General features: G+C 47.4%; 22 protein-coding genes. 16 read left to right on the forward strand and 6 right to left on the reverse strand.

The genetic code is table 11. The features are described from left to right. Nucleotides 1-37 precede the first annotated feature (37 nt). From K331_RS0102975 to K331_RS28785, 10 genes are all read left to right on the forward strand, one after another. Nucleotides 38-910, forward strand: coding sequence for a 3-hydroxyacyl-CoA dehydrogenase family protein (locus tag K331_RS0102975; protein WP_028589119.1), 873 nt, complete (start codon nucleotides 38-40; stop codon nucleotides 908-910). After that, nucleotides 907-2100 (forward strand): acetate/propionate family kinase, encoded by a 1194-nt coding sequence (locus K331_RS0102980; RefSeq protein WP_028589120.1) that lies wholly within the window; start codon nucleotides 907-909, stop codon nucleotides 2098-2100. The genes K331_RS0102975 and K331_RS0102980 overlap by 4 nt, the downstream gene beginning before the upstream one ends. Nucleotides 2101-2260: 160 nt before the next feature. Beyond that, nucleotides 2261-3556, forward strand: a complete 1296-nt coding sequence (gene asnS, locus K331_RS0102985) for an asparagine--tRNA ligase (RefSeq protein WP_018886196.1) — start codon at nucleotides 2261-2263, stop codon at nucleotides 3554-3556. A 3-nt stretch (nucleotides 3557-3559) separates the two neighbouring features. Beyond that, nucleotides 3560-4279, forward strand: a complete 720-nt coding sequence (locus K331_RS0102990; RefSeq protein WP_084165313.1) for a DnaD domain-containing protein — start codon at nucleotides 3560-3562, stop codon at nucleotides 4277-4279. Nucleotides 4280-4565: 286 nt separating this feature from the next. After that, nucleotides 4566-5099, forward strand: a complete 534-nt coding sequence (locus K331_RS0102995; RefSeq protein WP_084165315.1) for an RNA polymerase sigma factor — start codon at nucleotides 4566-4568, stop codon at nucleotides 5097-5099. Then, entirely contained in the window at nucleotides 5096-5719 is a 624-nt protein-coding gene (locus K331_RS30860; protein ID WP_051289555.1) for a hypothetical protein, read from the forward strand. The genes K331_RS0102995 and K331_RS30860 overlap by 4 nt, the downstream gene beginning before the upstream one ends. Before the next feature lie 87 nt (nucleotides 5720-5806). Next, nucleotides 5807-7039 (forward strand): hypothetical protein, encoded by a 1233-nt coding sequence (locus tag K331_RS0103005; protein ID WP_028589123.1) that lies wholly within the window; start codon nucleotides 5807-5809, stop codon nucleotides 7037-7039. A gap of 212 nt (nucleotides 7040-7251) precedes the next feature. After that, nucleotides 7252-7866 (forward strand): flavin reductase family protein, encoded by a 615-nt coding sequence (locus K331_RS0103010; protein WP_028589124.1) that lies wholly within the window; start codon nucleotides 7252-7254, stop codon nucleotides 7864-7866. A 70-nt stretch (nucleotides 7867-7936) separates the two neighbouring features. Further along, nucleotides 7937-8146 carry a DUF3024 domain-containing protein gene (locus tag K331_RS28780; RefSeq protein ID WP_036633928.1) on the forward strand — a complete coding sequence of 70 codons (210 nt, stop codon included), beginning with the start codon at nucleotides 7937-7939 and terminating at the stop codon, nucleotides 8144-8146. A 5-nt stretch (nucleotides 8147-8151) separates the two neighbouring features. Next, nucleotides 8152-8643, forward strand: a complete 492-nt coding sequence (locus tag K331_RS28785) for a hypothetical protein (protein WP_318842581.1) — start codon at nucleotides 8152-8154, stop codon at nucleotides 8641-8643. 111 nt (nucleotides 8644-8754) lie between these two features. Here the strand turns inward: K331_RS28785 and K331_RS0103025 are convergent, their stop codons facing one another. The 3 genes from K331_RS0103025 to K331_RS0103035 are packed head-to-tail and all read right to left on the reverse strand — an operon-like array spanning nucleotide 8755 to nucleotide 11735. Next, a complete protein-coding gene (locus K331_RS0103025) occupies nucleotides 8755-10053 on the reverse strand; it encodes an opine metallophore biosynthesis dehydrogenase (RefSeq protein WP_028589125.1) in 1299 nt (432 codons plus the stop codon). Next, the gene (locus tag K331_RS0103030; protein ID WP_028589126.1) at nucleotides 10050-10868 is read right to left on the reverse strand and encodes a class I SAM-dependent methyltransferase; all 819 of its coding nucleotides are present in this window, start codon (nucleotides 10866-10868) and stop codon (nucleotides 10050-10052) included. Before K331_RS0103030 ends, K331_RS0103025 begins: the two co-directional genes overlap by 4 nt. A 30-nt stretch (nucleotides 10869-10898) precedes the next feature. Next, the gene (locus tag K331_RS0103035; RefSeq protein ID WP_028589127.1) at nucleotides 10899-11735 is read right to left on the reverse strand and encodes a hypothetical protein; all 837 of its coding nucleotides are present in this window, start codon (nucleotides 11733-11735) and stop codon (nucleotides 10899-10901) included. Nucleotides 11736-11963: 228 nt separating this feature from the next. Between K331_RS0103035 and cntA the strand changes: the two genes are divergently transcribed. The 6 genes from cntA to cntE are packed head-to-tail and all read left to right on the forward strand — an operon-like array spanning nucleotide 11964 to nucleotide 18246. Further along, a complete protein-coding gene (cntA, locus tag K331_RS0103040) occupies nucleotides 11964-13571 on the forward strand; it encodes a staphylopine-dependent metal ABC transporter substrate-binding lipoprotein (protein ID WP_028589128.1) in 1608 nt (535 codons plus the stop codon). Between the two features lie 47 nt (nucleotides 13572-13618). Then, nucleotides 13619-14551: a nickel/cobalt ABC transporter permease gene (gene opp1B / locus K331_RS0103045; protein WP_028589129.1), complete on the forward strand. Its 933-nt coding sequence runs from the start codon at nucleotides 13619-13621 to the stop codon at nucleotides 14549-14551. Continuing rightward, nucleotides 14552-15445, forward strand: a complete 894-nt coding sequence (cntC, locus tag K331_RS0103050) for a staphylopine uptake ABC transporter permease subunit CntC (protein ID WP_028589130.1) — start codon at nucleotides 14552-14554, stop codon at nucleotides 15443-15445. A gap of 4 nt (nucleotides 15446-15449) precedes the next feature. After that, a complete protein-coding gene (cntD, locus tag K331_RS0103055) occupies nucleotides 15450-16277 on the forward strand; it encodes a staphylopine uptake ABC transporter ATP-binding protein CntD (protein WP_028589131.1) in 828 nt (275 codons plus the stop codon). Next, nucleotides 16264-17001 carry an ABC transporter ATP-binding protein gene (locus K331_RS0103060; RefSeq protein WP_028589132.1) on the forward strand — a complete coding sequence of 246 codons (738 nt, stop codon included), beginning with the start codon at nucleotides 16264-16266 and terminating at the stop codon, nucleotides 16999-17001. Before cntD ends, K331_RS0103060 begins: the two co-directional genes overlap by 14 nt. Nucleotides 17002-17052: 51 nt before the next feature. Further along, nucleotides 17053-18246, forward strand: a complete 1194-nt coding sequence (gene cntE / locus K331_RS0103065; RefSeq protein ID WP_028589133.1) for a staphylopine family metallophore export MFS transporter CntE — start codon at nucleotides 17053-17055, stop codon at nucleotides 18244-18246. Between the two features lie 99 nt (nucleotides 18247-18345). Here cntE and K331_RS28790 read toward each other — a convergent pair whose 3' ends face one another. The 3 genes from K331_RS28790 to K331_RS0103080 form a co-directional block, all read right to left on the reverse strand. Further along, entirely contained in the window at nucleotides 18346-19956 is a 1611-nt protein-coding gene (locus K331_RS28790) for a DUF4179 domain-containing protein (protein ID WP_036633932.1), read from the reverse strand. After that, entirely contained in the window at nucleotides 19931-20458 is a 528-nt protein-coding gene (locus tag K331_RS0103075; protein WP_028589135.1) for an RNA polymerase sigma factor, read from the reverse strand. The genes K331_RS28790 and K331_RS0103075 overlap by 26 nt, the downstream gene beginning before the upstream one ends. Before the next feature lie 381 nt (nucleotides 20459-20839). Next, nucleotides 20840-21484: a methylthioribulose 1-phosphate dehydratase gene (locus K331_RS0103080; protein ID WP_028589136.1), complete on the reverse strand. Its 645-nt coding sequence runs from the start codon at nucleotides 21482-21484 to the stop codon at nucleotides 20840-20842.

Genomic DNA, 21484 nt, shown 5'->3' on the forward strand with positions numbered 1-21484 from the left:
ATACGATATAGGCCTTGAAAGGATGGAGCAGAAGACCATGCAATTTAAAAAAATCGGCGTCATTGGTGGCGGTACTATGGGTCAAGGCATTTCTGAAATGCTTGCAGCCAAAGGTATTGATGTATTGCTGCTCGAGAAAACTACAGATAGACTGGAACATGCCTACAGCATGATTGAGACAAGTCTCGACAAGCAGCTGGAGAAGTGGGCAATCACCCAGGCGGAGAAGAAGCTGATTCTGTCCCGCATTCAGAAGATTACACATCTGGCTGAGCTGAGCAGCTGTGATATGGTTATTGAGACCATCACAGAGGATCTGGAAGCCAAGAAGGCAGTCTTCAAGGAGCTGGATCATGTATGTCCTAGCCATATTATCCTGGCAAGTAACACCTCCACGCTGAGCTTGACTGAGCTTGCAAGCGTGACTGAATATCCAGAACGCGTTATTGGTATGCACTTTATATATCCGGTATCCCGCATTGATCTGGTTGAGATTATCCGTGGTCTGAAGACTTCGGACGGGATCTTTGAACATACGAAATATTTCGTTGAGACGTTGCTTGAGAAAAAAGGCGTCATGGTATATGAATCTCCGGGGTTTGTGACCAGCCGGATTATTTGTTTGCTTATTAACGAGGCTACTCACGTCCTGCAGGAGGGTGTTGCCTCTGCTCAGGATATCGATGACGCGATGCGTATCGGTTACAGCTTCCAACACGGTCCACTGGAGATGGCAGACCGCTTCGGTCTTGATTCCGTACTTGCTGCACTGGAGCGTATGTTCCGTGAATTCGGCGAGCTGAAGTACAGACCTTCCGTCGTACTCAAGAAGATGGTGAGAGCTGGAAATCTGGGCGTTAAGACAGGAGAAGGCTTCTTCAAGTATGACAAGGACGGTGACCGGGTATGAAAATTCTAGTAATCAATGCAGGTAGCTCCTCGCTTAAATATCAATTGTACGACATGACAGATGAATCTGTATTGGCTAAAGGTCTGGTTGAGCGGATCGGTATGGACTCTTCCATTCTGACTCACAAGCCGACTGGCAAAAATGAACTGACCGAGGTCAGTGAGATTCTGGAGCACACGACTGCAATCCGTAAGGTACTGCACGCACTCACTAGTGAAGAGCATGGTGTGATCGCGAACATCAATGAGATTGATGCTGTTGGACATCGTGTGGTGCACGGTGGAGAGGCGTTCAAGGAATCTGCTCTCGTGACAGATGAGGCGAAGAAGGAGATCCGTCGTCTGTTCGACTTGGCTCCACTGCACAATCCGCCATCCATGCTGGGAATCAACGCTGCAGAGTCGAATATGCCAGGTATTCCACAGGTGGTTGTATTTGATACAGCCTTCCATCAGACGATGCCTGAAAAAGCCTATATGTACGCGATCCCAAGAGTGTTGTACAATAAATACAAGGTGCGCCGTTATGGAGCACACGGAACATCCCATGACTACGTGAGCAAGGAAGCGGCTAAGTTCATCGGTCGTCCGCTTGAGGATCTGAAGATCATCACTTGCCACATCGGTAATGGAGCAAGTATTACAGCAGTTAAAGGCGGGGATTCCGTCGATACCTCTATGGGCATGACTCCGCTTGAAGGTCTGATGATGGGTACACGTAGTGGTGACCTGGACCCTGCGATCGTTCCTTATGTCATGAATAAAGAAGAGTTGACAGTCAATGAAGTGAACTCCATGCTGAACAAACATAGCGGATTGCTTGCCATCTCCGGAATCAGCAGTGACATGCGTGAGATCACGGATGGTGTAGAGAAGGGCGACGCGAACTCCATTCTGGCATTTGACATGTATACGTACCGCGTACGCAAATACATCGGTTCCTATGCAGCAGCTATGAACGGCGTTGATGTCATCGTGTTCACAGCGGGTGTCGGAGAGAACTCTGCTATACTTCGTAAGAGAGTGCTGGAGGAGCTTACCTTCCTGGGTATTGAGCTCGATGAATCCCTGAACAACATTCGCTCCGGCGAGCCACGCCGTATTACCACAGCGAACTCCAAGGTCGAGGTGCTGGTTGTGCCTACGAATGAAGAGCTGGTTATCGCACGTGATACATTCCGTCTGGTATAGGAAATATACGGTATACGAAGCATGAAGATCAAGTGGCTCCTGTCCTTGTCAACGGGCAGGGCTGCTTCTCAAGAAAACCTACCTCTTTCACGCAGTCTGTCTTCCTTGGAAAGGCTGCGAGAGAGGTTTTCTTATTTTCGGTTATGAGGAGAGATAGACAATGACGTTGAAGAGTACAATTTCGGAAGTGGGCCGTCATGTAGGCGAGACGGTACGCGTTGGTGCATGGGTACATAACAAGCGCTCCAGCGGCAAGATTCAATTTTTGCAGCTTCGTGACGGAAGCGGCTACATTCAAGGTGTAGTTGTGAAGAGCGAAGTACCTGAGCAGGTATGGGATGATGCCAAACGCTTGACCCAGGAGAGCTCCTTGTATGTGACAGGTATTATTCGCGAAGAGCCGCGTAGCAAATCCGGCTACGAGATGACGGTTACAGGCGTGGAGATCATTCATATTACAGAGGATTATCCGATTACACCGAAGGAGCACGGGGTAGACTTCCTCATGGATCACAGACATCTGTGGCTGCGTGCGCCGAAGCAGCGCGCGATCATGATCATCCGTGCAGAGATTATCCGGGCTGTGCAGCAGTTCTTTGACGGAAATGGATTCACGAAGGTGGACCCACCAATTCTTACTCCTTCTTCTGCAGAGGGAACGACAGAGCTGTTCCATATTAAATACTTTGATGAAGATGCATTCCTGACACAAAGTGGCCAGCTGTACATGGAGGCTGCAGCCATGGCACTGGGTAAGGTCTACTCCTTCGGTCCGACCTTCCGTGCTGAGAAATCCAAGACACGTCGCCACCTGATTGAATTCTGGATGATTGAGCCAGAGATGGCCTTCGTTGGGCTTGAAGAAAGCCTGGAAATCCAGGAGCAATTCGTAAGTCATGTCGTTCAGTCGGTGCTCAAGAATTGTCGTCCTGAGCTTGAGACTCTGGGACGTGATATCTCCAAGTTGGAGAATATCCAAGGTGAATTCCCGCGCATTACTTATGATGAGGCTATTGAATTCCTGCAAGGACAAGGCTTTGATATTCCTTGGGGTGAAGATTTCGGTGCTCCGCATGAGACAGCGATTGCCGAGAAATACGATAAGCCGGTATTCATTACCCATTATCCGGCTGCGATCAAGGCCTTCTACATGAAGCCTGATCCGAATCGTCCAGAAGTCGTGCTGTGTGCCGATATGATCGCTCCAGAGGGCTATGGTGAGATTATTGGTGGTTCCCAGCGTATAGATGATCCGAAGCTGATGGATGAGCGTTTTGCAGAGCATAATCTTGCACGCGAAGCTTACCAATGGTATATGGATCTGCGTACTTATGGTACGGTGCCGCATTCGGGCTTCGGCTTGGGTCTGGAACGGACAGTAGCTTGGATCTGCGGTCTGGAGCATGTGCGTGAGACAATTGCCTTCCCGCGGATGCTATACCGCCTGTACCCATAATTGATGATGAACTATGGACCGCACGGACAACAGGATAAGCAGTCTGCATGGGTAGAAGGCGCAGCGCTCGTGCTGGAGGACGGAACGGTTCAGATTCCCCATGCACTACTGCGCTACTACCGTAGCCTGCGTCTACTGGATACGGAGGCCATGCTGCTGCTACAGCTGATGGCCTTCCGCCAGCAGGAGCATAATGAGTTCCCGACACTTGATGAGCTTCAGAGTCGTATGGGATTAACGGCTGACGGGATTGGTAAGCTGCTGCAGAAGCTGATCCACGAAGGCTGGATTAGCATTGATACCGTGGCTTATGAAGGCTCAGACGTACAATATGAGCGTTATAACCTGGCAGGGGTATACCATAAGCTTGCTACCTATCTCTACAACGAACAGCAGCATAAGAGACCGACCAAGGATTCTACCGAGCTTGATGACCTGTTTACAGCGGGTGCACACGAAGGTGAACGTAATCTGTTCACGATTTTCGAGAAGGAGTTCGGCCGACCACTGTCTCCGATGGAATACGAGACTATTGGTGGCTGGATCGATCATGATCAATATCCTGAAGAGCTGATTTTGCTGGCATTGAAGGAGGCGGTCTTTACTGGTAAAGTACATTTCCGCTACATTGATCGCATTCTGCTCGAATGGAATCGCAATCGAATTCGTACACCAGAGGATGCTAAGGCCTATGCTCAGAAGTTCAGAGGCGGAGGTCGCTGAAGCATCAGAGGGTCGTGCTGATCTAGAAAAACGCCTATCGGACGTACGTTCACAGAAGACATACCGTGTTTAACCGAAGTCTTTCTTGCGATAGTCGACTGGATCAGTTCCGCTGAAAATTTGTCATAGTTCTATGATCTAAATAAGCTTACAGGCCGACCGGTATTCCACGAAGGAATGTCTGGTCGGTCTTTTTTTAACAAAAATCATACATAATGCAGGGGTACATGCATCGGGGAGCGTCTATCTATACGGGAAGGGGGAGAGGACGATTGAAGTAGAAGATATGATTGACCGGATTCGTGAAGGGGACCGTACGGCCTTCAGGGAACTGGTGCATCATTTTAGCAGACATGTGTACCATGTAACCTATTCCGTGCTGCATGATGAGAAGGAAGCCGAGGATGCAGCCCAGGAAGTCTTTGTCCAAGTCTTTGTCTCTCTCTCCCAATACCGAGACGAAGGCTTCAAGACATGGCTTACCCGTATCGCGGTGCGTAAAGCAATTGATACCAAGCGCAAACGAAGTCGCAGACCTGCAGAGCTGGTGGACCCTCTTGAAGGCTGGGATCAGCTCCTTACAGATGACGAAGATATTTTGGCGACAGTGCTTCAGAAGGAGAGAATGACCGAATTCGCAGCGAGGATTGCTGCCCTGCCTCATCAGCATAAGGAGATTATCACGGCGTTTTACATAGAGGGTAAGAGCTATGAGCAGATGGCAAAGGAAATGCAGGTTGCCACGAAGACGATAGAATCACGCTTATACAGGGCCAGACAGTGGATACGTGCGAACTGGACAGAGGAGGAGTGGGCATGAGCGATCAATACAAGACATCAGCAGACGACTGGAAAAGCTATATTCAGGGGCAAGCATCAGCGAAGGAGGAAGATCGTCTCGAGAACATGCTCATGGATCAGGAAGAAGTGGTGACAGCCTACCTGAGGCAGCTAGAGCAGGAAGCGGATGTCCTGCCAGAGTTGGGCGATATCACCGCCTTTGCGGATCGAATAATGGCTAGCCTGCCAGATTCCACAGAAATGGTGGGAACTGAGGATGGCAGGCAGCTGCCGGAGCCCCCTCAACGTACTGGAAAAACGTCAATGGCTATCGGACTGGTCCAGACTGTAGCACTTGATGAAACTGCCAGAATAGCCGACAAGCACGAATTAACGGGGTCACACAAGAAGGCTGAGACTACTAAGATGACGGAGAACATCCCGAGTCACGATAGAGTGAAGCGATGGTATCACCGAAAATGGGCTCATTACGCCATCGCAGCCAGTATTACACTGATATGCTCCTATACCGGGGCCTTTGATCAGCTTTCCCCCGCAGCGTCACTGCGCGCACAGTCTGATTTTCACACTGCTGAATCGGTTAGTGAAGAAGTCATGAAGGCTGCGACAGGCTGGCTGGACCGTGTGCAGGGTCGTTAAAAGCTACCCTCGAATCTTAGTAAATGCTGAGATAAGAGGATGCCATCATGAGCAAGGATATGAACATGAATAAGGAGGAATATCGCAATGCCAACGCCGGAGCGTAGCCGCTTGCTAGCATTTTTGTTGAATGTGATTCCTGGGTTAGGTTTCTTATATTGGAATCGTAGATTGGCTGCTTTTATCTATTTTTGTCTGATAGTATCAGGCATGGGGGGCGGTGTCTTCCTGTCCTTGGTATCAGGGTCACAGGATTATTTTATAGTAGCACTGGTAGGACTGTTCTTATTATGGTGCCTCTGCATGCTACATATGCTAATTGTGCTAGTGACCTACAAGCCAGAGAGCGCTATGAATCAGCATATACCGTATTATGGGGCACCATATCCTGTAGGTGCTGGTTCAGAGTATGGTCCTCATATAGCGGATGAGATGCGGCACACCGCAAATGATCAAGAGAGAGTTCAAGGCGCACAGCCTTTACCATTGGCCTCATCTTACCCGCATAGCCACCGCGGGATGGACCATGAGCGTCTAATTACGATTTTGCTGTCATTCGTACCTGGCCTGGGTCATTTTCATCTCGGCTTGATGCAAAGAGGCTTGTCCTTTCTGCTGGCATTCTTTGGGCTGGGAGCCATGCTGCTATTCATTGATAGTCTGATGGCTTATACCGATGGTTTTCTGGCTTTTCTGGTATTGATGCCCGTAATCTGGCTGTATTCGATGTTTGATGCGGTCAAGCTGGTCCATATGAAGCTAAGCGGAGAAGTACTGAACGATCAGACGGTGTTTGAGGATTTGAATCAGGGCCGCCGTGATGGTAAGCGTAGCAAGATTCTTGCCATGATCCTATCCGTGCTGCCAGGAGCAGGACATATGTACCTGGGTCTGCAAAAGCGTGGTCTGCATCTTATGGTGCTGTTTCTGGGCGGAATTTACGTGCTGGATGTACTACGACTGTCCGTTTTCCTGTTCCTCATCCCGATCGTATGGTGCTATAGCTTCTTTGATAGCTTGCAGTTGATCAGTCGATATGGGAGTGAGAAGCTAGAGGATCGGCCCATATTTGAAGGTTGGCAGCTGTATCGGCACTGGATTGGCGCAGCTCTCTTGTTGCTGGGCCTGTATTATATCCTGACGAATGCTGTCGTTCCTTCGCTCGACATACGCTTTCCCGAATGGAGGCTATCGGATCGGATCGACAGGCATCTGAAGACCATTATTGTCTCGATCCTGCTCATAGTAGGTGGAATCAAGCTGTTACAGAAGCAGACCAAGAGCTCTGCAGATAAGCCTCGCCGTATGTCCAGTCGTTAGAGTGTCTGTACTTGGCAGCTGCTCGAATCAAGCGAGTGTGCGAGGCTTTGGGAGGAAAAGTCATCATCTCTTCTCGATCTCACGTCAATCACTCTTCAGCCACTCGTGAGCACTCGTCAACATCACATAATGTCCAAGCAAATCGTGGTGTGTTACACTGTGAATAATGCTCGTACCACAAGTGGATTGAACGAAGGAGAGATATCATGTCGATGATTACGATTGATTCGGTCACATTGACCGATCGTGAAAATTATAAGCTACTCACAGGAAGCATCATTCCAAGGCCCGTGGCCTGGGTGACAACGCTCTCTAGCACGGGTGTTGTGAACGCTGCTCCATTCAGTTATTTCTCTATCGTCTCTTCGGATCCACCGCTCATCTCTGTCTCTGTCCAGCGAGTGCAGGGGGTATCCAAGGATACGGCTAGAAACGCAATAGAGCGTGGAGAATGGGTTGTCCACATCACAGACGAAGACAATGTAGAAGCAGCTAACCGTACAGCGGCGCCATTACAGCCCGATGAGAGCGAGGTAGAGGCAGTGGGTCTGGAGACAATTGCGAGCAGCGCCATTCAGGTGCCCGGGCTCAAGCAGGCCAAGATTCGAATGGAATGCGTCTTGGACCAGGCTATTCCACTTGGAGGCAAGTCGGGGCAGCCAGCCTGTGATCTGCTGATTGGTCGGGTCGTACAGTACCACTTGTCCACGGACGTCTATCAGAATACCTATATCCAGGCCAAGGCACTGGCGCCTGTCAGTCGTTTGGCTGGTAATGCATACGCCAAGCTGGGAGAGACTTTCTCGCTCGATCGACCTGTAAAGTAATTGTTAGGGACTAGCCCCCATAGCTTTAGATAAATCAAAACACCTTCAAGAACTACTTCCATATCGTAAGATGTGGAGGACAGCTTGGAGGAGTTTTTGTGAGGCTACATCAGCTATCGTACAGTTTCGTCTGGAATTAAAAAAATGGAACGTGTACATAGAAAATGCGAACCAAGACTGGGAAGCGTTCAAATCTATTAGGCCTGATCCTGATTTTGAGCAGCAGTTGGAGAAGGTTGAACTTGATCGTGAGGGGATCTTTTGGGTAGAGGAGGACTGAGCCTGTTGACATACTTGATGAATAAGAACGAAGAGGAGAAGGTGCTTAGCCTCCATTCCGAAAGATCATGGCACAGGAGAGAGAGGGAGCTTACCAGTTGGCTGGAAGCTACCAAGCCTAGAAGGCGAGCTAAGCAAACCGTATTACTCGGAAATACGGAAGTTGATACGGAGATGTTTCTGACACTCGTCTCTCTCAAGAAATTGCACATCCACACCGAATTTTCTTGCGCAGGAGTTAGCCCACTGGATGAACCAGAAGACCATTCACTGTATGCGTACATTACGCTGTTAGCATCAGAGAAAAGCGATAATTTCGTGCAATTTGCCATGCGGCGAATGAGGCATCGATTACTTGTAACGTTCGAGCCCTCACGACATCGGTATGACTTGTCTTCCTTTTTTATCGGACATAATCGATCTTTCTGTCTTCTCTTGCAGCATTGTGCTGAGGTGTATACGCTGCTTGAACAGGAGCGGACAATAGACTGTTCTTAATGGAATTACTCTTTATATAAATGGAAAATGCATAGCGAATAGCCAGGGAGATGAGCCGCTCATTCCCTGGCTATTCGCATTACACGAATCTCTCTACACTCAAGCCTAATTCTAATCCGATAGTGGCAACTCCATGCAAATTCTCTTTATATCTTCTTCGAAGGACTTCGGTATGAAGGCGTCAGATAGCGGATATTCCTTCAGTAATCGACTAGATTTCACTAGATTCTGCTCATAACGCTCAATGAATGTATCGACAGTTGGACATGGCACCTTAGCGCCTCGGGCGATACCCTGAATGATTTTAATTCGATAATAGTCTTCTTTTGGCATGCGTGGAATATCCCATTCGCCATCGTAGTTTACAAAGACAGACCGAATGGGAACGGCGGAGAAATCAAAGTATTTACCGTTTTGGTCGGGCTCTGAGTATGGATCGATAAGTAGCGATGCATAGCGGACGTAAAGCAAGTATTGCTGATGGATGGAATCAAGCTCCGTAAATTGATCAATCTCCTGTCGCGAGAGGCTTTCTGGTCTTACCGGATAGTTATCGTCAACCATAAAACGTAGCAGATTGATTTCTGTCAGATTTAGTTTCTGGGAAAGAACTGAAATTTCTTTCCATTGGAGGAGCATCTCATGTATGAGAGTCGGTGTGATGGGCCCTTCCGGGAATAGCTTGTATACGTATTGTGAAATGTCAGATGGGTTGAAAATAGCGTCAAGAGAAAAATGGTTCATAAACAATGGGCAGTGAACGTACAAGGAGATGTTGTGTGCCTCCGCCTCGAGTGCTGAATTTAAACTGATCAGCTGGATACCTGCTTGGGCGTATAGATTCCGGAATGCTTCTACGAATTGGGATGGCTGCGTCGAAGATCCTGCATACACCCTACGCTTGACTGCTGTGGTCAGCACATGCCCAGGAGGCTTGTCCGTCATAAGACGCGTATCTCCAATGTAAGTAGAAAAACTTATGACCTCAGCGTTACAGCGTTGCTCTTTCAGATACTGACGGATAAGTGCATTGGACCCAAATGTCGGAGACAGAAGCACCACACAACGCAAGTTATCCAGAAGCTCGGACTGGAGCTGTGCTAGCACCGGTATATAGGCATCCGCGGTCACAGTCAACAGCAACGTATCCCAGTGACCTTTCACATTTCTGTATCCGTAAAAAAATTCATCGACCTGATATTCACCAGTGAGTGCTTCCAGCTTGGTACTACTTACTTCGACGACAAGTTGTCCATTACTTCCTCGCAACGCTTCGAATAGAGGGGCGGAACGAACGGAGTGTCTCCCTGCAATACCTACATGGCTCTTGCACCAGCGCTTGAATAATATGGCCAGTTGTATGGCTGCAGGCCCTGTTCCTGCCACAAGGACATTACCAAAGAGATTCATGAACGTGCACCTCCAACGGGATTCAATGTCACTACCTTGGTATATAGAGCCACGTCGAATATGCGCCCGGGCTGAGCCACCTTATCGGCGAGCTTCCATTTCTGTGCATCCGTTTCTTCCATGGGGTAGTTGAAGAGGCTTTTCAGATCGTCTCCATACCGCATGGCAACGACAACATGAGGAGAAGCGACATCATGCAGCCAATCCAGTAAGGCATATTTGACGGATACGGTTGAACTGAAAATGATGTGTGTAGCCATATGGATATCATCCAGGCTTTCCAATGACAGATGCTCTAGTCGAATTCGTAGGTCGGGCCCCAGCCGCTCAATGACTTTCCTGCCTAAATCAACGGCTTCAGCATCTAGGTCGATTCCAATAACTTCAGCTCCTATGTGTTTGGCTATCAGTAGTGGCGTCATCGGAAAGGAGCCTGATCCAACCAGCAACACTCTGGAATCGGCAGATATCTCAAAGCAACCAAACTCATTTTTGATAGAGTTCTCGATATGATGAAAGTAGTCGTTCCTGTCATCACCGTCATGAAGTAGCTTAAGGGCTCGATATTTCTCCATGATGGCTACGCAGCGAGCTGATGTATCTCGTAATTGTATTACGATCTCTCGAAGCTCAGTCCTATTTTGCTCTCCGAGTTCTCGCCAACGTCGTTGGTTAGATTCATCAACAATAAAGGCGGAATAGTCATCAATGGTCTGTTGAAGCTCCAGACTGTGTCTTAGGGTCCCATCATATTTCGCAGCAGCCAGCTCAAATTGATCCCGGAATTGAATAAGTGGACGGAAGATTTGCTCCATTACAATCCATTACCTCCTCAGAAATGAATGTTAATTAGCGATATTGACGTAGGTTTTACCTTGGGCAACAATGTCGACCGTGCTTTTAATGTGGACACTTTTGATGCTTTTCTCATGCCAGCATACGCTCGTATGAATGATGCCGCCAGGCTGAAGCACAGGGACATCAATGGATTTACGTGTGCTCCACGCCAGGTAACATCCAAGTGATGCTGTACCTGAGCCACAGCCTTGCTCCCAGACAAGACTGTCAAGGGCAGGGACAAAAATGAGTGGTCTTAGCTCATGTGTTGAAGGACGATATAGCATAACGCCTACTAAATCTGCCCCTGTAACGACGCCCATAAGCCTTGCCAAACGTTCGGCAGCTGGAGCATCTAATTCGAATTGCTCATGGTCGATCAAGAGGTGGAAGGAATCAGCATATCGAACGATACCAACTTCAAGATGGAGATCTTCATAAGCGAAGGAGGAGCGCTCCACTGTTTTGGGAATCGGTGTGCTTGCCTCGCACTGGTATCCGCTTGTTAGTTTTTCCACCTGGCACGTAACTGGCCGTAATGAGCCCGAAGTCTCCAGCATGACCTCTATTCTCTCACCTGGAAGCAACATTCTCGCTGATGCCAGCTGTGCTCCTAAGGCCAAGCAAGCATTTCCACAAAATTCACCTCCTGCCATCTGGAGCCTGGCGGCACAGCCATGATGCGCAGAGCCCTCAACATAACCTACTTGTTCGGCATAGAGGTGGCCGTAACTCATTAATTGGGAGGCAATAGGAGCAAGCAGCGCTAGGGGCACCTCACTTACGACGAGAATCGTCATATTATCAGCGGTGTTGCATTTAACAAACTCAATCTCCAACTTCATCCAACCAACCTCCCGACATCGTGTAGAACGACCACGCATTGAAATAAATAGTAATTTTTACTATTAAACTCGCTATTATCATAGTAATATATTGGAAAATCGTCAACTGTTTTTTAAAATTTCAAAATCGAATAAAAATGAATTGACAAATGATAATAGTTATTATTACAATCAAGAAGTTAATTAATAGTAATTATTACTATTTAATAAAAGAGGAGTGTCAATTTAATGAAGAGAAATAGATTGGCTATGCTGTTAGCATCAATGCTGCTTATAGCGTTTTTAGTTGGATGTGGTGAGGATAGGAAGAGCAGCGAGGGAATTGAGGAGAAGGCAGCGGAGCTGACCTTTGCCACAGCAAAAGATATTAACGATATGAATCCGCACTTATATCCTGGCTTGATGGCAGCACAAGGAATGGTGTATGAATCGCTTGTGGAGAATACTGCAGATGGGATCAAGCCTTTACTTGCTGAATCATGGGATATATCAGATGACGGTAAAGTATACACCTTTCATTTGAGAAAAGGGGTGAAATTCCATGATGGAGAGCCTTTTAATGCCGAAGCTGTTAAGCAAAACATTGAAGCCGTTCAGCGGAACGCAGACAAGCACGCCTGGGTCAAGCTATCTACCAAGCTGGATCAAGTTGCTGTCATCGATGAGCACACTGTTCAGCTAACTTTGAAGGAAGGATACTATCCGACGTTGCTTGAGTTGTCAATGACACGTCCATACGTTTTTCTCTCCCCGAAGGATTTCCTGAACGGAGAGACAAAGGATGGCGTAGCGGGATATCACGGTACGGGTCCCTATAAGCTTGATGAGCATGTGACGGAACAATTTGCTCGTTTCTCAGCGAATCAAGAATACTGGGGTGGAGCGCCAGAGCTGAAGACGATTACAGCCAAGGTACTACCTGCAGGAGAGACGACATTACTGGCTTTGCAGAAAGGCGAGGTTAATTTTGTCTTCACGGATGACCGAGGTACCGATAGCGTTGCTGTGGATGCGATGCAGCGTCTTGTCGATTCGGGAGCTTATCAAATCGTTCGTAGCGAGCCGATGAACACGAAAATGATTGTGGCCAACAGTAGTCATAATGATAGTCCAATCCATGAAAAAGCGGTACGGGAAGCCATATGGCACCTTATTGACCGCGAGACGATCGCACGCACCATCTTCAGTGGAACGGAAACTCCCGCAGATACATTGTTCTCATCCAATGTTCATTATGCAGATATTGGGCTTCCGAAGCGAGAATACGATCCCGATAAGGCAGCTGCGCTTTTGACAGAGGCAGGCTGGGGGAATACGAGTGGAGCAGAATTAAGAATGAAGGACGGCAAGCCATTGTCCATGAAGCTGTATTACGATATTAACTCATCCTCGCAAAAGGCGCAGTCGGAGCTGCTACAGAGTGAAGCACTCAAAATCGGTATGAAGCTGGAACTGTTCGGGGAAGAGTCGACTTCCATTGCAAACCGGAGATCGACGGGCGAGTATGATCTTCTGTTTAATCAGACTTGGGGCCTCGCTTATGATCCACAAAGTACGATTACTGCATTTGCAGCGGAATCATCTTATCGCTTTACGACGAGTGGTATTCCACAGGCGGAGGAATTGTATCGACAAATTGAAGAGGTCATGATCTCCTCGGATGAGGAGACAAGGAAACAGCTCTATAGAGATATTCTCACGACTGTCCATGAAGAAGCCGTGTTTATTCCACTTACCAACGGGAGCGTTACGGTAGTTGCGCCTTCGGGGTTGCAAGGGATTTCTTTCAAGCAAACACAATTTGAACTTCCTTTTGAGAAATTCAGCTTTAAGTAAGCTGCAGCTGCAGAGCATACAGGGATGTGAGGTGAAAATCAGGAATTATGGCTCAATATATCGTTAAACGCATAGCCGTTGCATTTCCATTGCTTGTGGTCATTTCATTTCTAACGTTCTTGCTTAATCAATTATCACCAATGGATCCGGTTGAGGTGGTTCTACATGCACAAGGCGTGCCGACAATAACCGAAGAGTTGATTGCGAAGACAAGAACGGAACTTGGAATGGATCGTCCGTTTCTAGTGCAATATTGGGATTGGCTGCAAAATTGTCTGCAACTGGATTTCGGCAACTCTTACGTAACGGGCAAGCCAGTGTGGTCGTTGCTGGGCCCAGCGCTATTGAACACGCTACAGTTAACCATTGTATCTTCGCTCATCATTATTATCTTATCACTTGGACTTGGAGTGGCATGTGCCTTAAGGGAAGGTAAATGGTTGGATTTTTCAGTGAGGGGCCTCTCCTTCCTGCTTACATCTATGCCAGCTTATTGGTTGGCCTCACTCATGATATGGTATTTTGCTGTTAAGCTTGACTTATTGCCTACGAATGGAATGGACTCTTATAGCAGCTTTATTTTGCCAGTTGCAGTGATCGTCATCGGCTACGCAGGTATTTACTTTCGCACGATTCGGAGTTCCATGCTCAGTAATCTCAATGAAGATTACGTTTTGTATGGTAGAGCCAACGGATTGTCGGAGTACCGCATAACCCTGCAAGTGCTACGGAACTCATTACAGGTTGCGGTGTCCGTGTTTGGTCTTGCGATTCCGGTCATATTGGGCAGCACTGTTGTTGTCGAGAATATTTTTGCATGGCCTGGTCTGGGTACGCTCACTGTCAATTCGATACTTGGTAGAGATTTTCCGATCATCCAAGCTTATGTGCTGATACTTGCCGTTGCTTTTGTGCTGTTCAATACAGTGTCAGACTTGATTAATGCCGTGATGAATCCTCAGCTAAGGAGGGAGTTCTAAATGAAGCTGCTTGTACGATTAATGAACGACAGGCTAGCAGCTCTCTCGCTTGTTTTCATAGGAGCCACGCTGCTTATCGGGGCTTGTGCACCGTTCATAGCTCCACATGCCCCTAACGAGGTAAATATGGATCTGCGATTCGCTGGAGCATCTTGGCAGTATTGGCTGGGTAACGATCATCTGGGTCGGTGCATTCTTTCACGCCTGATCTATGGCATACGTCCCAGCGTGCTGTGGGTACTCGCTGCCCTTGCCGCCTCAGCAAGTATTGGTATCATCATCGGATTTGTCGCAGGTTACTTCAAGGGAAGAACAGATGCTTTTTTGATGCGGGTATGCGATATCATGCTTTCGTTCCCAGGCTATGTCATGACACTGGCGATCATCGGCATGATGGGAGCTGGGCTAACTAATATCTTAGTGGCATTTGTACTGATGAAATGGGCTTGGTTTGCGCGAGTGATTCGAACTTCGGTCATGCAATTTGCCGACGCCGATTATATCAAGTTTGCTAAAGTCATGGGTTCAGGCCACTTTCGTATTATGGCTCGACATATTGCACCCGTGGCGTTGCCGGATATTGCGGTGATTGCCAGTAGCGCATTTGGATCCATGATATTGCAAATATCAGGACTGTCCTTTCTGGGCCTTGGTATTCAGGCTCCTCATGCGGAGTGGGGCATGATGATGAATGAAGCGAGAGCCGTCATGTTCATTCGTCCTGAGCTGATGGTTGCTCCAGGCGTAGCCATTATCCTAGTCGTGTCAGCGGTTAACTTTCTTTCGGATTCTCTACAGAAAGCGCTTGATCCGAAGCTGATGACGGGAGGAAGGCATATTAAAGTGCGATCGGGCGGGATCTTAGCAGGATTGCGAAAGAAGGAGGTGGCCTGATTCTATGACAACTGTGCTTGAGGTCGAGCATTTGAAAATATGGGATGACAGAACGGGACAAGTGCTCGTTCCCGACAGTTCTTTCCGCCTTGTCCAGGGGAAATGCTTGGCGATCGTCGGGGAGAGTGGCAGTGGAAAGTCACTGACATGCAAGGCGCTGACAAGACTTAATCGATCCGGGATTCGTCAGTCGGGACGGATTGCACTGAGCGGAATAGATTTGTCGGAACTCTCAACGAAAGACTTACGCCAATACAGGGGAAGAAGGCTTTGTATGATCATGCAGAATGGCATGAGTGCATTTGATCCTTCCAGATCGATTGGAGCCTATCTGTTCGAGATCCTGTCCGTCCATTTTAAATGGCGGCGTAGCGAGATGGTGGACAGTATTGCCGTTGCCATGTCAAGTGTGGGTCTTAAGGAGCCGAGTGTGGTTATGCGCCGCTATCCGCATGAATTGTCCGGAGGGATGCTTCAGCGGGTGATGATCGCTCTTGCCATTGTGCTTGAGCCTGATGTCATCATTGCCGATGAGCCAACGACGGCGCTGGATGCTGTAACGGCTTACGAAGTGGTGGAGCAGTTCGTACGGCTCCGTGAACGTTTCGGCAGCTCGATGATTTTTGTATCACATGATCTAGGCGTGGTTAGACGGATTGCTGATGACGTGATGGTGATGAAAGACGGAGAGATTGTGGAGCAGGGCTCAGTAGAAGATATTCTTGCTGGAGCGAGCCATCCATATACCCGTTACCTTGTGTCCTCCAAGCAGGCCCTTAATCTCCATTACAACCAATTGATGGGGGGAGGTGCGGAGCGTGCTAAAGGTTAATAATGTGAATAAATCCTATCGACAGAACGGTCTGTTACGCAAAACGCAACATCAGGTGCTATTTGATATGAACTTCGAATGGGAAAAGGGCGAATGCCTCGGCATCATTGGTGAAAGTGGTAGCGGAAAATCCACACTCGGGAGATTGCTGCTTGGTATCGAAAAGCCGGATAACGGTATGATCTCTTTTGGCGGGAAATCTGTTACAGATCGCAGAACACGGCGTGGAGCCATCAGCGCAGTCTTTCAGGATTATACCTCTTCCATGAATCCGTTTTACACGGTAAAGCAAGTATTACTCGAGCCTTTGAGCATTACGGGGAGCTCTCTACAGTCTGAAGATATGGGTAAGGTGCTGCATCAAGTTGGATTAGATGATTCTTACCTGGCCAAATTTCCGCATGAGTTATCTGGTGGTGAGGCACAGCGAGTATGCATTGCTAGAGCAATCATCACCGAACCGGAGTGTATTCTACTCGACGAAGCTATAAGCTCACTGGATGGTTCGGTCCAAATGCAGGTATTGGATTTGCTGAAGCGTTTAAGGGAGACCTATGAGATGGGGTATATCTTCATCACCCATGATATTCAGGCCGCTGCTTACCTATGTGATCGTATTATGATTATCCGCAATGGTCGAATCGAGGAGGTAGTCGCAACCTCTGAATTGAAGCATGTCCAGTCTCTGTACGCCAAAGAGCTTTTGCGAAAGGTACTGGCATGACAGATCGTTATTTTCCACTGTAATGGCATCGATTAGGAAGGGGATCTCGTAGTGAAGGGAGCACTATCATTACCGTTTCTACGACTTTATTTGCTGACACTGTTGTACTTCAGCGCCAATTCAATCCTGAATGTAATCATACCTTTAAAAGGTGATTCCTTAGGCGCTACCAATACAACAATAGGAGTTGTTATGGGGGCGTATTTGCTGACGACCATGGTCTTTCGCCCATGGGCAGGCCAAGTGATCCAGCGCTATGGACCGATTAAGGTACTGCGTGTCATCTTAGTAATTAATGGTCTAGCACTGCTCATTTATACCTTTGCTGGTCTTGAAGGATATTTCTTTGCTCGGGTACTACAAGGAGTATGTACTGCCTTTTTCTCCATGTCACTGCAGCTCGGAATCATCGAAGAGCTACCGGAAAAAGAACGTTCTGAAGGCATATCCATGTATTCACTGTGTGCTTCCATGCCTGGAGTCTTTGGTCCGTTGCTTGCGGTAGGCATGTGGAGGGTAGAGGATATAGATTATTTTGCAATGGCGATGATTGGTATAGCTGTACTTACTGGGATCACTGGTTTTAGTACCAAGGTTGGACAAAAGGAAGCCGAAATGGCTAAGAAGGAACAGAGCTCAGGAACGAGGATGCTATCGTCCTATGGCCAATTGATCAAAAATCCCCATTTGTTTAGATGCAGTGTTATCATGTTTGCTGCTTCCCTTGTATTTGGGGCGGTAACTACCTTTATACCGCTCTATGCGGGGCAAATTCATAACGGTAGTGCGGCGATTTTCCTTATGCTTCAGGCAGGAACCATTGTAATTACTCGATTTGCCCTAAGGAAAAGGATTCCATCTGACGGGAAATGGCATACATCTTTTATGATGGGGATCATGCTGATTCTTGCGATAGGTGCAGAATGTATAAGCCTTTCAAACGTCGCGGGTGCTTTGCTTTTTTATGTGGGTGCGTTTTTCCTAGGCGTGGCTCAAGCCCTGATCTATCCAACCTTAACTACATATTTGAGCTTCGTGTTACCTCAAGTGAATCGAAATATTTTAATAGGCTTATTTATTGCAATGGCTGATTTAGGTGTGTCTATGGGTGGAGTGCTCCTAGGACCGATAGCCGACTTGTTCTCTTATTCTACGATGTATATGATATGTTCCATTTTAGCTGCGTTGATGCTTATTTTTGTCTTTAAGCGCCGCCAAGCTTCAGACGAGTCTATTTTGTCGTAAGATCGTAAGAAAAGGTATAAAGAATCAGGTTCTTCCTCGCGATGAGGACAAGTTCCTGATTCTTTATCGTTTAAGCTATTTTCGGGCTGCTTAGATATATTAAAGGTCTAATTCAATATCCCTGCTTGGATCGCTGTATCTGTAGATTCCAGGGTTCAATTCAATTTTCTCGTCCAAAGGTACATTTTTGTAATGATCGATGAATATCTCTGCAGGTACCATGCCTCTAGGAAGGATTTCAGGCACTACTTCTGTACCCTGAATGCGTAACGTAGTCTGACTAACCCTCTTGAAGCTAGGGGAATGGGAGGAAGACTCGACAATCAATTCCTCTCCGTCTGTGTAATACGCAAATTGAATTTCAATACCGTCTACATCTATTTTAGTTGACTGTTTGTCTGCTGTTGGCGTGTTCAGTGTGACCCAGTTCTTCGAGGTATCCCGTTTCTCGATGACAGCCTCCTTTAATATGAGTCGCATTGGCACATCCGACCAATCCTTGTACCATTCTGGAGATTCAAATTCTATTACATGCTGGTAGCTTCCAGAAGTCCCCTTTAGAGTCAAGCCGCCGATTATCGTTCTATCGCCTATAACCAACTGAGCCGTGTTATAATGCACGATTCCATTTCTTAGTGAATCCTCTTGCTCAACATGGATCTGGATATTTAGCGGTGTAACTTTTAGCTCCTTTAAAGTAAGACCTGTCTTTGCAAGAAACTCAGGGCTGTTCTGTAGCTTCCTCGTATACATAGCCTCACTTGCTTTTTTGCCATCTGCCTCAAAATCAAATGTCCAAGTCCCGGCAATTCGACGTGCTTCTTCTGTAAAAGTAAATCGTAAATCGGCGCGCTTCCATTCTGCTTCGGACAGATCGAATACCTGCTCGATATATACGTCCGATCCTGTGCTGGGCATGTGCGTTGGGATCGCATTCTTCTCCTGACCATCCATAACTACAACCAGCTGTGGATTGCCTTGTCCTAAGTCAGATGGCTCCGCAGCAACCTTATATCGGATGATCGTCTGGCTAGAGGTATGCCGAATCGACTCGACCTGAATAGTAGGGTACTGCGCGGCACCCGTTTGGATCGTATCCCCAGACTGTGGTTGGGCTTGCAAAGGAAGCTTCCGCTCTGCATATAATACGAGATTCTGTGCTTCGAACCGATAGCCTCTTGTATCATCCTGTAGTGTATCGGGTGCATCATAGATACCAATCAGCTTTTTACTGTCAGGGTCGTAAAACAAAGAATCCGTTACTTTGATCTTGTCACTGGATTGGCTAGTCAAGGTATTGTTCTCGGTGGCAAATCCGATATAAGAGGTTAGGTCGTCAGGAGTATCCAAGGATACGAGCATTTTCATTTTTTCTCCATCCGTTACGACCCCGTTCAAATGCATAGTAACTCCTGAACTTGATGCCTTGAGATCATATTGCTGGCCAACACCATTATTTAAGGCATTGGTTACGCTCCGACCGCCGATTTTATCCCAATTGATAGCTACACCGGCGAATGCCGGAATACCGATAAGCAATACGCACGAGAATACCAGGCTGATCGGAACAAGCTTGGCACGCTGAGGTCGAGTCATTGGGAAGGCATTCGGACTTTGCTGCCGCTTGTATGCTTCTTTTTCTATGGCTGCCCACATCAGATCGTAATCCGGCTGAGGCACTTGTTCATCCTTTTTGGTAAATGGACTCATTCGTAATCATCTCCTTTAATTGGGAATCAGCCATACGATTCAGCAATTTCAGACCTTTGAATAACCTTGATTTTACGGTTCCTTCGGGTATATTCATGACTTGAGAAATCTCTGGCACGGTCAATTCATTCAAATATCGCAGAATGACGACCATTCTGAGCTTATCCGGCAGTTGGCTGTATAAGCCTTGAAGTGCTTGCTTGGTTTCTCTAAACTCCAGTTGATCCTCCACTTGATTGGAATGCTGAGCTCTGGAGAGCAAATAGTTGCGAATCTCCTTCATCCAGCCCGTTTGGCGCCTTTTCATAACACGGTTACACTCATTGGCTGCAATACGCAGAATCCATGATTTCATATTTCGCACGTTTGTTCGATCAGCCAGAATGACTTTTATGAAGACCTCCTGGGATACATCCTCTGCATCTGCCTGATTTTTCAACAAATAGTAGCAGAAATAATATACATGCTCTTTGTACATCTCAAAAATCTCTCGATCATTCATGCTGCTGCACCCCCTTTTTTGCTATGTTCAGTAATAAGACCTACAACGAGACGAAATCGTTCATTGTCTGATTAATCAAAAAATGGTTCTATGTCCTATGACGGGTTAGAAGTTATTTATAGGTTGGAGAGGTGGTAGGGAAGCTCGTATGAATACTGGTTAGGAGTAGAAGCTTGGTGTGAGTAAAGATAGCTTCGAAAACGAAGTAGTAAGTATATGTATTAAGCTAGAATGAGTACGTGGTTCAGCGTAAACTGAGCATGAAGAGCATAGTAAGCTACATAACGGGCTATAGGCTTATAAAATTTGCATCATGAAAATAACCCGCCGAGAGCATGTTGAGCACATGGCCCCTCGGCGGGCTGGGTAGCATAGAGATGCTTACTTTTCTAGCAATAGGCGGCGATAGGCAACTTCAAAGAGGAACTCGAAGGCCTCCAAATGCTTCTTGGCTTCAAAAGCATCACGCCCCCAGGCATAGATACCATGATTGCGTAGAAGGATGCCAGGGATGGCAGCGTTCAGGACATCCGGTACCAGGCGTGCAATAGAAGGGATGTCCGCATAGTTAGGGAGCACAGGAATTTGAATGGCTGCATTCTCCTCCCAGATGTTAAAAGCTTTGATGAGTTCGATCCCTTGCACAGGAACATGACCCTGCTCCCCGTAATATTCCGAGATCAGGTTGTTGAACACCGTGTGTACATGGAACACCGCGCCGCAGCCCGTCAGACGGTAGATTTCACAATGAATCAGTGTCTCCGCACTGGGCTTCAGACCCGTAGTCTCTGCTGGTTTGCCATTCTGATCTACGATCAGGAAATCCTCAGGTGTACGCTTGGATTTGTCTTTACCACTGGCAGTGACTGCGAAGTGAAAGCTCTCGGGTGAGAACTCACCTATACGCATAGACAGATTGCCGCTGGTGCCAGGGAACCAGTTGCGTGCAGCGAACAGATCCTTGATATCCGCCAGTTCTCCAAGCACTCGATTTTTGTCCTCAGCCGGAACATTAGATAGACTCAT

Origin of the sequence: Paenibacillus massiliensis subsp. panacisoli DSM 21345, assembly GCF_000426545.1 — a bacterium.
Lineage (GTDB): Bacteria > Bacillota > Bacilli > Paenibacillales > Paenibacillaceae > Paenibacillus > Paenibacillus panacisoli.